This is a genomic window from Chitinimonas sp. BJYL2 (genome assembly GCF_027257935.1).
In the GTDB taxonomy this organism is placed as follows: Bacteria; Pseudomonadota; Gammaproteobacteria; order Burkholderiales; family Chitinimonadaceae; genus Chitinimonas.
Map to the genome: position 1 here is coordinate 817,298 of NZ_JANZKW010000002.1, position 12,331 is coordinate 829,628.

The 12,331-nt window shown below is 61.8% G+C and carries 10 protein-coding genes and 1 tRNA gene; 4 read left to right on the forward strand and 7 right to left on the reverse strand.

The features are described from left to right. Nucleotides 1-168 precede the first annotated feature (168 nt). The 4 genes from clpX to O9X62_RS09390 form a co-directional block, all read right to left on the reverse strand. Entirely contained in the window at nucleotides 169-1,440 is a 1,272-nt protein-coding gene (gene clpX, locus O9X62_RS09375; protein ID WP_269532553.1) for an ATP-dependent Clp protease ATP-binding subunit ClpX, read from the reverse strand. Between the two features lie 94 nt (nucleotides 1,441-1,534). Further along, entirely contained in the window at nucleotides 1,535-2,182 is a 648-nt protein-coding gene (gene clpP / locus O9X62_RS09380) for an ATP-dependent Clp endopeptidase proteolytic subunit ClpP (RefSeq protein WP_269532554.1), read from the reverse strand. 145 nt (nucleotides 2,183-2,327) lie between these two features. Continuing rightward, nucleotides 2,328-3,629 (reverse strand): trigger factor, encoded by a 1,302-nt coding sequence (gene tig / locus O9X62_RS09385; protein ID WP_269532555.1) that lies wholly within the window; start codon nucleotides 3,627-3,629, stop codon nucleotides 2,328-2,330. A gap of 75 nt (nucleotides 3,630-3,704) precedes the next feature. After that, nucleotides 3,705-3,789, reverse strand: a tRNA-Leu gene (locus O9X62_RS09390). A 236-nt stretch (nucleotides 3,790-4,025) separates the two neighbouring features. Between O9X62_RS09390 and gspL the strand changes: the two genes are divergently transcribed. The 3 genes from gspL to gspN are packed head-to-tail and all read left to right on the forward strand — an operon-like array spanning nucleotide 4,026 to nucleotide 6,399. After that, nucleotides 4,026-5,183 carry a type II secretion system protein GspL gene (gene gspL, locus O9X62_RS09395; protein WP_269532556.1) on the forward strand — a complete coding sequence of 386 codons (1,158 nt, stop codon included), beginning with the start codon at nucleotides 4,026-4,028 and terminating at the stop codon, nucleotides 5,181-5,183. Continuing rightward, nucleotides 5,180-5,662, forward strand: a complete 483-nt coding sequence (gene gspM, locus O9X62_RS09400) for a type II secretion system protein GspM (RefSeq protein ID WP_269532557.1) — start codon at nucleotides 5,180-5,182, stop codon at nucleotides 5,660-5,662. Before gspL ends, gspM begins: the two co-directional genes overlap by 4 nt. Further along, nucleotides 5,659-6,399: a type II secretion system protein N gene (gene gspN, locus O9X62_RS09405; RefSeq protein WP_269532558.1), complete on the forward strand. Its 741-nt coding sequence runs from the start codon at nucleotides 5,659-5,661 to the stop codon at nucleotides 6,397-6,399. Before gspM ends, gspN begins: the two co-directional genes overlap by 4 nt. On the opposite strand, the gene O9X62_RS09410 is transcribed toward gspN, so the two are convergent. Further along, nucleotides 6,396-7,169: a glycosyltransferase gene (locus O9X62_RS09410; RefSeq protein WP_269532559.1), complete on the reverse strand. Its 774-nt coding sequence runs from the start codon at nucleotides 7,167-7,169 to the stop codon at nucleotides 6,396-6,398. The two genes, gspN and O9X62_RS09410, sit on opposite strands and share 4 nt — an antisense overlap. 160 nt (nucleotides 7,170-7,329) lie before the next feature. Here O9X62_RS09410 and gltX point away from each other — a divergent pair, with 160 nt between their 5' ends. Continuing rightward, on the forward strand, nucleotides 7,330-8,724 hold the full coding sequence (gene gltX, locus O9X62_RS09415; protein WP_269532560.1) for a glutamate--tRNA ligase: 1,395 nt from the start codon (nucleotides 7,330-7,332) through the stop codon (nucleotides 8,722-8,724). A 93-nt stretch (nucleotides 8,725-8,817) separates the two neighbouring features. On the opposite strand, the gene O9X62_RS09420 is transcribed toward gltX, so the two are convergent. Both O9X62_RS09420 and O9X62_RS09425 read right to left on the reverse strand, forming a co-directional pair. After that, on the reverse strand, nucleotides 8,818-10,551 hold the full coding sequence (locus O9X62_RS09420) for a diguanylate cyclase (protein ID WP_269532561.1): 1,734 nt from the start codon (nucleotides 10,549-10,551) through the stop codon (nucleotides 8,818-8,820). A gap of 47 nt (nucleotides 10,552-10,598) precedes the next feature. After that, entirely contained in the window at nucleotides 10,599-12,275 is a 1,677-nt protein-coding gene (locus tag O9X62_RS09425) for a PAS domain-containing protein (RefSeq protein ID WP_269532562.1), read from the reverse strand. Nucleotides 12,276-12,331: the final 56 nt, after the last annotated feature.

Here is a 12,331-nt window from a genome sequence, read left to right on the forward strand (position 1 = left end):
TATCCAGTACGGAGTCGATGGCTGGAAGATGGGATACAAAGCCGCTAATTCAAGGCTTGCAAGCCCATCATGACCGAATAAACCAGCGCTTCGCAACCGGCACACCAAAAAAACAAGCCACCGCTGGGGGTGGCTTGTTTTCAATCAAGGAGATACGGCTAGCGCAACTCAAGCAGCCTGTGCGCGATCCGCATCAGCGTGCACCAAGACCGGTTGGCTGGCGCTCTCGATCACCTTGTCATCAATCACCACCTTGACCACATCGCGATGGGAAGGCAGGTCGTACATGGTATCGAGCAGCGCACCTTCCAGAATAGACCGCAGGCCGCGCGCGCCGGTCTTGCGGGCCAATGCCTTGCGGGCAATCGCCGTCAGCGCCTCGGGGCGGACTTCCAGCTCAGCGCCCTCCATCTCGAACAGCTTCTGGTACTGCTTGATCAGCGCATTCTTGGGTTCGGTCAGGATAGTGATCATCGCAGCCTCATCCAGCTCATCCAGCGTCGCTACGACTGGCAGACGGCCAACGAACTCGGGAATCAGGCCGAACTTGATCAAGTCTTCCGGCTCGGTCTCGCGCAGGGTCTTGCCCACATCCTTGCCGTCGTCCTTGGAATGCACGCTGGCACCAAAGCCGATACCGCCCTTCTGCGAGCGCTGGCGGATGATGGTGGCGAGGCCATCGAATGCGCCGCCGCAAATGAACAGGATATTGGTCGTATCGACCTGGAGGAATTCCTGGTTTGGATGCTTGCGGCCACCGGCCGGCGGAATCGAGGCCACCGTGCCTTCGACCAGCTTGAGCAGCGCCTGCTGCACACCTTCGCCCGATACATCGCGGGTGATCGACGGGTTATCGGATTTACGCGAGATCTTGTCGATCTCGTCGATATAGACGATACCGCGCTGGGCCTTCTCGATATCCCAATCACACTTCTGCAGCAGCTTGGCGATGATGTTCTCCACATCCTCGCCCACATAACCGGCTTCAGTCAGGGTAGTGGCATCGGCAATCACGAAAGGCACATCGAGCAGGCGAGCCAGCGTCTGTGCCAGCAGCGTCTTGCCCGAGCCTGTCGGGCCGATCAGCAGGATATTGGACTTGGCCAGCTCAACCTCGCCCTTGGCGGCGGGATTGTTGAGACGCTTGTAATGGTTGTATACCGCGACAGCCAGCGATTTCTTGGCCTTGTCCTGGCCGATCACATAGTTGTCTAGCGAACCCCGGATTTCGGCGGGCGATGGCAGCTTGCCTGCCGAACCGGCCTTGCCGCCCGCCAGCGCCGTCGCACCGCCACTTTGCAGCTCTTCGCGGATGATGTCGTTGCACAGCTCAATACATTCGTCGCAGATGAAAACCTGCGGCCCGGCGATCAGCTTGCGAACCTCATGCTGACTCTTTCCGCAGAAAGAACAGTAGAGGAGTTTTTCCTTGTCGGTCATGGCTACCTCGCCATTGAAGACAGCACGGCCAGACCAACCGTGTGCCACAGAAAATCAGTGGGCCGACATCAGGCCGGCCCGTATTACCCAGCGATCAGCCCAGCGCAGCGCGCGAGGTGATGACCTGGTCCACGAGGCCGTAGGCTTGCGCCTCGGTGGCCGTCATGAAATTGTCGCGGTCGCTATCGCGGGAAATCTCTTCCAGCGAGCGACCAGTGTGCTGAGCCATCAGCGTATTGAGCCGCTCGCGCAGGCTCAGAATGTACTTGGCGTGGATTTCGATATCGGTGGCCTGCCCCTGGAAACCACCCAGCGGCTGGTGAATCATCACCGTGGAATTCGGTAGCGCAAAGCGCTTGCCCTTGGCACCGGCCTGGAGCAGGAAGGCACCCATGCTGGCAGCCATGCCCACGCACAGGGTCGAGACGTCGGGCTTGATGAACTGCATGGTGTCGTAGATCGACATGCCCGCCGAGATCGAACCACCGGGGCTGTTGATGTAGAGGAAGATATCCTTTTCAGGGTTCTCCGACTCCAGGAACAACATCTGCGCAACGACCAGATTGGCGGTGGCATCATTGACCGGGCCGACGAGGAAAATCACCCGCTCCTTGAGCAGGCGCGAGTAGATGTCGTAAGCGCGCTCGCCGCGACCACTCTGCTCGATCACCATGGGCACATAGCCCAGTGCCTGCGGTTCGGTTTGGGTATTGCGCCAGTCGGCGGGATTCCAGTTGCTCATGATGTCCTTTGGCTGAGATGTCAGCAGCGGCTAGTCATTGGGGCGGGCCACGAAGGCCTGCCTGAACGGGACCGGGAATGAAAAAGGCCCGGCCGACCCATACCTGTACAAGGTGAGGCGGACGGGCCCGATTTCAAGCCGGGACTCAGGCGCGCTGGCCCATCAGCTCATCAAAATTCAGTTCCTTGTCCACCGTCTTGGCCTTGGCATAGACAAACTCGACGACATTGTCTTCCAGTGCCAGCGACTCAGGGCCTTCGAGGCGGTCAGGGCTGGAATAGTACCACTTGACCACTTCTTCGGGATGCTCGTAGCTCTCGGCGAACTCGTCAACAATGGTCTTGATCTGTTCGGGCTTGGCTTGCAGATTATTGGCACGTACGACTTCGGCCAAAATCAGGCCGAGTGCCACACGCTGCTTGGCCTGCGCTTCGAACAGCTCGGCCGGGAAAGGCATTTCCTTGGGGTCGAAACCGCGCTGTTGCATTTCCTGGCGCGCGTTTTCGATCAGGCGGCCGATTTCCTGACCGACCAGAGACTTCGGCAGCTCCAGCGGCGTGGCGGCGATCAGTGCCTGCATCACGCTTTCCTTGGCGCGTGCGGCCAGACGGCGCTTCACTTCACGCTCGACGTTCTTGCGCACTTCAGCGCGCAGGGCGTCCACGTCGCCGCTTTCCACACCCAGCAGCTTGGCGAATTCGGCGTCCAGTGCCGGCAGTTGGGCGCCAGCCACATTCTTGACGCTGACTTCAAACTGGGCGGTCTTGCCAGCCACGTCAGCACCCTGATAATCCGCCGGGAAAGCCAGATCAAAGGTCTTGCTCTCGCCTTCCTTCATGCCCAGCACGGCATTGTCGAACTCGGGCAGCATCTGGCCTTCACCGACCAGGAAAGCATAGTTGTCGGCAGAACCGCCGGCAAAGGCTACGCCATCAATCGTGCCTTTGAAATCGACGATCACGCGGTCACCCTTTTCGGCGGCGCGCTCAACGCGGTCAAAGCGGGTGCGCTGCTTGCGCAGGATCTCCAGCGTCTTGTCGACTTCTGCATCGGTCACGGTCAATACAGGGCGCTCGACTTCAACGCCGCTGAGGTCACCCACCACGACTTCGGGGTACACCTCGAAGGTGGCGCTGAACTCAAAGGCGTCACCTTGGGCAGGTTTGCCTTCGAAGCGCGGATAACCTGCCACGCGCAGCTTGTTGTCTTCTACGGCGCGGGAGAATGCCGTCTGCACTTGTTCGTTGAGGGCCTCTTCACGCGCTTGCATGCCATAGTTGGCAGCCACGATCTTCATCGGCGCCTTGCCGGGGCGGAAGCCCTGGATGCGGGCGGTACGAGCCACGCGCTTGAGGCGTGCATCGACAGCAAGCTCGATATCAGCCGACGGGATCGAGAAGTCGAGGCGGCGCTCCAGTTGGCCCAGCGTTTCCAGTTGTGCTTGCATGGTCAATCTATCCTGTATTGCAACGAAGCTTGAACGCCGGCCACGGCCAGCGCGATCACGTTAATTTTAAAATTCTGGTGCGAGCGAAGAGACTCGAACTCTTACACCTTGCGGCGCTGGAACCTAAATCCAGTGCGTCTACCAATTCCGCCACGCTCGCCTTGCCCTACCCGCTCCGACCCACAAGGTGACATGAGACGCGTAAAGAATCGCCGATTATAGGCGAGAGCCTTCCAAAAAAACAAACCCATCCAGCAACTTGGATCAAGCACCGTCGTGACCCGTCCACAGCCCGGCTCACGGGGGCGCTGTGTATCCCGCACAGAGACTGGCACGGGCCGGATCGCACTGTCATACTGGCGCCCGTTTACCAAGACCGAGTGTGCCCCAGTCACCGTGACCGTCCTGCGCCTGCTGTTCACCGAAGCCGACCTGCCCGCCACCACCGAGACGGTGGTCAGCTGGTTCCAGTTCAATGGCAGTCGCTGGCAACGCGGCCGCAGCACGATTGCCGCGCTGCCCGCCGGCGATCGCCTGGAGGTGTTGCTGCCTCCCGCGCGCGTCCTGCGCACCGAGGTGACGTTGCCCAAGGGCGCGGCCCGGCAGGTGCGCAAGCTCCTGCCGCATGCCTTGGACCAGATGCTGCTCAGTGATGCCGATACCCTGCACCTGGCGCACCAGACCGAAGGGGAATCTTGCCGCGTAGCTGCCGTGGATAAAACACTGCTGGCCGAATTGCTCGGCACGCTCGCTAGCGTAGGCCGCCGCCCCCAGCATGTCTGGGCCGCCGACGCCCTCATCGGTAACGATGGCAGCACCCTGCTCTGGCTCGGCAATGGCTGGGCACGCCGTCGCGGCGCGCTGGCCGAATGGTTCGATGCCGATACGCCCGCATCCCCCCCGGCGCTACTGGCCAGCACCCCCAGCGATGATCCACTCACCCTGTATCTCGACCCCGACAGTCCGAGCCGCCCTGCAGCCGAGTTCTGGACCACACAGCTTGGTCGCCCGGTCGAAATCGCCAATGCCGATCCCATGATCGCTCCCGCAGCACCCGATGCGATCGATCTGCTGCAAGGCGAGTTGGCCGCCGGCCCGCAACTCGATCTGGACTGGTCGCGTTTGCGACCCACCGGACTGCTGATTGTCGCCGCACTCGCGCTGCTGCTACTGAGCTGGGGTAGCGAGTGGTGGCGTGGACGCAGCGAGGAGCGTGCCTTGCAAGCCCAGATGCGCGATGCCTTCACCCGGGCCTTCCCCGGCACTCCCTTGATCGACCCGCAGTTACAACTCGAATCGATGCGCAAGTCGCCTACACCGTCCAATGCGGCGAATGGCACGCTGGGCCCCTTGCTGGAATTGGCCGCCCTGCTGCGCAGTGCGCCTTATCCGCTGGAAAGCCTGGATTACCGGGGAAATACGCTAGAAGCGGTATTCCGCGCCAAGCCTGAGCAACTGAGCGAACTGGCACAGCAGCTTGCCAGCCGTGGCCAACCCGGCCTGCGCCCTGAGGGCGCAGACCGCACCGTGATTACCGTGACGCTCAAACCATGATCTCGTCCCTGCCCCAACCACTGGCCGATCTCCATGCACGCTGCCTGCAGTTCTGGCGCGCGCGCAACGGTCGCGAACGCCTTGTGCTGAGCGTGGGCGGTGCCTTGCTGGCATTGCTCATGCTTGACCTCGCCGTGATCGAACCTCTGGTGCGCGAGCGGGCACGCCTCGAGCGCAGCTTGCCCGCCTTGCGCATGGATGCCGCCAACTTCGCACGCGACATTGCCGCCATAAAGGGACAAACCGGCGGCGGCACCGCCGACCTCGCGCAAATCGCTGGGTCGATGGGCTTGAACGCGCCAGCGGTAAAGATTGACAGTACACCCAGACAAGCTCGCCTGCAGGCCGGCAATGTGGCGTGGGTCACGCTGACCGAACTGATCGCCCAAGCCCAGGCGCAAGGTTGGCAGCTGCAGCGTCTCTCCGCCAAGCTGGCCGACGACAACAAGGTCAACGCCGAGCTGGAGTGGACGCGATGAGACGTCTGAGCTGGCGCTGGTGGCTGGGTTTGGCTTTCTTGCTGGTGGGCTTCGCGCTGGTACGCCTGCCTGCGGGCATGCTCGCCATGGTGGTCAGCAGTCAGACCGAGGGGCAACTCACTCTGGTCAATGCGGCTGGGTCCCTCTGGCACGGCAGCGCCCAGCCTGTCATCAAAGGACAGGCGCTGGCTGACCGCCTCAGCTGGTCCTGGCAACCCAAGGCCTTGTTACGCGGGCAGCTGGTCTACCTGGTGCGTCTGGGGACAGGCCAGGGCATGCTGACACTGGGCTGGCGACGGCTTGCACTCCAGGATGCCCATCTTGGCATTGCCGCCTCCCCCGTGTTCCAGCTGGACCAACGCTTGGCAGGGTTTGGTCTGGGCGGACAGCTCTGGCTCAACACCACAGCATTTGAATGGCAGGCCGGCCAGCCCAATGGCAGCCTGCAGATCGAGTGGCGTGACGCCGCATCCAGTCTCACGCCCAACTTGCAAGCACTGGGCAGCTATCAACTGGCCCTGGTCCCGGCCGGCAAGGCTTGGCAATTGAGTCTGGGCACTACCGCCGGCAGGCTGCTGCTGAATGGTCAGGGAAGCTGGCAACCTGCAGAAGGACTGACAGCCGAAGTGGGATTGCGCGCGGCGCCAGGCGCAGAGGCGGCATTAGCGCCATTTCTGTCCCAAGTCGGCCAAGGCGAACCGGGAACCGAACGGCGCCTGCGTTTCAACTTTCGCTAGCTCGCATCGGCGGCTTCAAATGACTGGCGCAAGGCATTGATATCGATAGCCCGCGCACCCGGATCCAGCATCTGGTAATTCTGCCCGGTCAGCCATTTGCGGCCAAAGTAAACGTAGTCCGTCGACTTGATCAGTTCAAACGCCTCGTTTTCCTTGCCCGATACGCCACCACGCTCATGCAGGCAAATGGCCTGCGGTACCATGTAAAGCTGCCAGCCGCGGGTACGTGCGGTAAAGCAGATATCCGCATCCGAAAACAGCAAGCGCATATTGGCGTCCATCACACCCGTATCGATCAGCGTCTCCCGACGGATCAGCATGGCCGCGCCGTTTACCCACGGGGTCGCGGTGGGCACTAGCCCGCCTGTATAGGTGCCACCAATGTGACGCCCTGCCGGGAACGCCTCCAGCGAACCTGCCCAACGGATACGCGCGGGGTCATCTGCGTCCAGCTGGAGCGGGCCGACGATGCCCGCATGGGGATTGGCCTCCATAAACAGCAACATCTGCTCGATGGCGTCCGGGTTCAGATAGCAATCCTGATTCAGCGGCAAAAAGAAGCGGAACGGCTGCCCAATGCCAAGTCCATGGCGCAAACCCTGATTAATGGCCGCGGTGTAATAGATATTGTCTTCGGAGTTGTCCTTGATGAAGACGGCGAGACGGTGCGCCACCGTCTGCTGCTTCAGGCATTCGATGCAACGATCCAGTTGTCGCTGGTTGCGGAAGGCCGGGATGATGACGAGTACGTCTTGAATCGGGTTGGTCATGGTGTCGCGCGAGGCTGCAAGAGGATTGGGGGAATGGTCGCAGCATCATAGCGTCAGGCCCTAGCAGCCTGCCATGCCAAGCCCACCCGCATGATGCGCTGGGTGTCCAAGACATAGGCAGGTAAAATGCCTGTTTTGGCTCACTGGCTCCCCGCTCACCATGACCGTTCGCACCCGCTTCGCCCCCTCCCCCACCGGCCTGCTGCATATCGGTGGCGTCCGTACCGCCCTGTTCTCCTGGGCTTTTGCCCGCAAGCGTCAGGGCGTTTTCGTGCTGCGGATCGAGGACACGGATCTGGAGCGCTCAACCCCGGAGTCGGTCAAAGCCATTCTGGACGGCATGCAGTGGGTAGGTCTGGCACATGATGAAGGCCCGTTCTATCAAATGCAGCGCATGGATCGTTACAAGGTCGTGGTGCAGCAACTGCTGGATGAAGGCAAGGCCTACCACTGCTATTGCAGCCGCGAAGAACTGGACCAGATGCGTGCCGAGGCCGAGGCGCGCGGTGAGAAGCCCCGTTACGACCGCCGCTGGCGACCGGAGCGCGGCAAGACCCTGCCGGATATCCCGGCCGGGGTACAGCCAGTGGTACGTTTCCGCAATCCGCTGGATGGCGTGGTTGCCTGGGATGATGCCGTCAAGGGTCGCATCGAGATCAGTAACGAGGAGCTCGACGATCTGATCATTGCCCGTCCGGACGGCACGCCCACCTACAACTTCTGTGTCGTGGTCGACGACAGTGATATGGCCATCACCCATGTGATCCGTGGCGATGATCACGTCAACAACACGCCAAGGCAGATCAACATCCTCAAGGCACTGGGTGCCACCCTGCCGGTTTACGCGCATTTGCCGATGATCCTCAACGCCGATGGCCAGAAGATGAGCAAGCGCCGCGATGCCGTCAGCGTCGTCGATTACAGCGAGCAGGGCATCCTGCCTGAGGCGCTGCTGAACTACCTGGCGCGACTCGGCTGGGGGCATGGCGATGCCGAATTCTTTACCCTGGACCAGTTTGTTGCCTGGTTTGAACTGGAAAATGTCAGCCCCAGCCCCTCGAGGTTTGATCGCGACAAAATGTTGTGGATCAACCAGCAGCACATGAAGCTGGCCGACAATGCACGGCTGGCCACGCTCACACGTCCTTTCCTTGAAAAGCTCGGTTGCGATCTGAACCAAGGCCCGGCGCTGGTTGATGTGATCGCACTCCTCAAGGAGCGCGTCACCAATCTGGTGGATCTGGCCGCTCAGGGCACCTATTTCTATCGCCACGATCCCGCACCAGCCGACATGGCCGCCCAGCATCTGGGCGATGAGAGCCGTGCACGGCTGGCGCGCTTTGCTGCCGTCCTGGAAAGCTCCGAATGGACCACTGAAGCCATCGGCGCGGCGATCAAGGCCTTTGTGGTCAGCGAAGGGGTGAAGATGCCGATGGTGGGCATGCCGGTACGCGCCGCGGTTTGCGGCACCACCCAGACCCCCTCGGTGGACCAGGTGCTGGCCTTGCTGGGTAAGGCCGAAGTGCTCAAGCGACTGGCTGCGGCCACTCTCTGACACTCGTGATCCTGCCGGTGGGACAGCCTCGGCAGTCAAACAACCAAAAAGCCACGCTGACAGCGTGGCCTTTTGGTTGGCAAAAACAATGGCCTAGGTCTTGGCCTGCCAAGCCTCCACGCGGTTTCTGCCACCATGCTTGGCCCGATACAGCGCCTCATCTGCCCGCGCAATCAGCTGGGTCACATCCAGCCCGGCCTCCCATTCAGCGACCCCGAAACTGGCGGTCAACATGAACTCGACACTCGGCGTAACCACCGTGAGGCTGGCGATACGGGTGCGTACTCGTTCGGCAACGGTCAGGGCCTCGGCTTCGCCTGCACCGGGCAGCAGGGCTACGAACTCCTCGCCGCCGAATCGGGCAAGCGTGTCGATTTCACGTAGCTCCTCAGACACCGCCTTGGCTACCACCCGGAGTGCTTCATCGCCGGCTTCGTGACCATATTCGTCATTGACGCGCTTGAAGTGATCAATGTCGATGATCAGCACGGACAGGTGGCGCAGATCGCGGGATAAGCGTTGCCACTCCACCGCAGCTCGCTCATGGAATGCACGCCGGTTGTAGAGCCGGGTCAAGCTGTCGCGGGCAGCCAGTTCTTCCAGCTGTTCAACCAGTTTCTGCCGCTCCTCCAGCACCAGCAACATATGCCGGTTGGCCGCATCCAGCGACTCGGTCCGGTCGCTGACCTGCTGCTCCAGCGAGGCATTCAGGCTGGCCAGCTTGGCTTCCTCGGCCTTGAGGGCACCAACCAGATGCTGTAACGAACTCGACAGCCCCAGCACCTCACGGAATCCCGAGCTCACGGGGATCAGTGCCTCGACGCCACCAGCGCGCAAGCGATCAGCCGCCACACTCAGATCGGTGATGGGGCGGGTAATGCGTTTGGCAAGCCAGCGTCCGAACAGGGCAAACACGGCGGCGAGGCCGACACCGATCATCAACACCAGCCATTGCAGTGCGCGCACCGGGGAATAAGCAGCCTCCACCGACTGACGCACCAGCACGCTCCAGCCCAATGCACCGTACTCGGATTCACCGCGCATGCGAATCAATGCGGTCAGGTATCGCTTGCCATCCGCCCACTGCATCACTTCGCCTATCGGCACGTCGGCTTTCCCGAGCTGCGCGGGCAAGCCCGCTTCTTGCATGCCTTGGGGCGCGAGCAGGACACCGTGATCACGATTGAGCAAGAAGGCCTCTACACCCATTTCCCGGCTTGCCGTGGAGAACACCAGCTGCTCCACGGAACGGGCCCACTCCCAAGAGAGATGCACACCGAGCACCCCACGACGCTGGCCATCCAGGCCATAGACAGGTGTGGCCAGATCCACGAATCGCAGCGGCTCACCACTGGACGGCGCAGGCAGCAGCTTGGCCAGCAGCTTGGCTTCATGCACATCGCCCACGAAGCTGCCGCGCAAGCCTTCCGCAAACCAGGGGCGCGCCTTGACATTCACGCCCTCGAGCAAGCCATCAGCGGCGAACAGCACCTTGCCATCGGTATCGGCCACGCCGATCCAGGCGATCTCGGGATCGCTGTCACGCAGCTTTTCGAGTAACTCGCGGTTGTCGGCTTGCGGCGTTGCGGGGTCGCTGATCTGACGCAAGGCACTCAGCAACTCCACGGTGCGCAGGCGCTGTGCCAGGCCCGAATTGAGCTGGTTAGCCATCTGCATGGCCTGATCACCCAGTATCAGGCCGGCGTTCTGGCGTGCCAGATCCGTTGCCAGCGTACCCAGCACCAGCGACAGCAGCGCCGCCATCAGTACGGATACCGCAGAAAACGCGAGGGTCAGGCCAGTGCGCAGTGACAGGTTTATTGCCAATGGGGGCCTCTCATGAAGAATGAACGAAACCGAGCGGCCGGCCAGGCTCAATGGCCATCCGCATCGACCAACGCCATCATCTCACTAGCAGGTGGTAACCAGAATATAAACGCTACGCCGCGATCTGCACGGGACTCGACCGCAATCCCGCCGTGATGACGGTGCATGACCCGCTGCGCCATAGCCAGGCCCGCTCCCTTGGCGGGCGGGTCGATGCCGCTCTGGCCATTGTCTGCCGGCGAGAACCATTGGGTCAGTGCGGCGGTATCCACCTCCAGACCCAGGCCCAACAACACGATCTCCCTGCGACCTGCTTGCTGACGCTCGAACAGTTCAATGCGCAACGGCACACCGGGCACGGCCATCCGCCAGATCGCCCGGAGCAAGGCATCGATCAGGATGCGCATCAACCCGGCATCGGCATGAATGATCAGGTGCGGCGTGATCTCGGTCTGCAGCGCGGGCCGGGGAGCCTCTTCGTTGAGTTCGCGGATGGCCTCGCTGGCCAGATGGTCCAGGTCGACCTTGCCGACATTCAGCGGCCGCAAGGAAATACGTGACAAGCTGACCAGATCATCCAGCAGTCTTCCCATGCGCTCGGCTGCCAGCAAGGTGCGCTCAAGGTAATCCTGCCCTGTCGGGTCCAGTCGCTCTGCGTAGTCTTCGCGCAGTATCTGGCCAAAACCCTGAACTGCCCGCAAGGGCGCGTTGAGATCGTGCGATACGGCAAAATTGAAGGCCTCCAGCTCACGCATCGTCCGTTTCACGTACTCGGTGCGTGCGGCAACGCGGGCTTCGAGTTCGGCGTTGAGACGAGCCAGTTCAGCTTCATGGTGCAGTCTGTCCATCTCGGCTCCCACCCTGCCGGAAAACAAGGCCAGCATGCGCTCAAGCAGGACAGTATCTTCAGGCGACTTGTCGTCGAGTACGGCGAGTAGCCCCAGCAAGACACCATCAGCCCCGCGCAAGGGTGTGAGGTGGTGGTAACGGACATCCAGACCCGGAATGGGCGACGACGCAATCGTCGTATCGGGGGATCCGGGTTTGCGCTGCGTTGGCGGCAAGATGTGCTCAAACACAGTCCCGGCCAGCGCGGTGGCCACCGGCTCGGCCGCCTGGCCATCCAGACTGATGGCAAGCGTCCGCGCGTGGGTGGGCCTTGCCGGCGGGAACACCTCGGCCACCATGACGCAGCGAGCAGGCAAGGCGCGGCACAGACTCTCCGCCAGCGCCTGGAGATAAGCGAGACCCACCACACTGGCGGTGTCCGTCTGGACCTCCTCAACCAGCAGATTGAAGCGGTAGCGCTCGCTGATATCCTGATTGATCCCCGCCATGCGCAGGGGTTTGCCACGGGCATCACGCTCCACCCAGGCCGCCCCATGCACATAGCGCCAGCCACCTTGGCGGCGGCGTACCCGGAAGACGGTATCGTAAGGACGCACGCCGGTAATGGCTGCCGTGACCTCTTCTGCGACCTTGCCGAGATCATCGGGATGCAGCATGGCCAACCAGTCGCTGGCGCGCAGTGCGGTGCCGGGTTCCAGATCGTGGAGCAGGAATTCGGCGTCGTTCCAGATCAGCCGGTTGGTATCCAGCTCCCAGACAAACACGCCGATTTCCGCCGAGGCCACGGCTTGCAGCAGGGCATCGACAAGCTGACCGGGGTGATCAAGCTGCTCCGCATGGCGTATCTGGAGCTGATAGAAGTCGGGCTGGCTCATGGCAGATCGGCAAGTAAGCAACACAGGCAGGCCGGATAGCCTGCCCTTGGATTCCT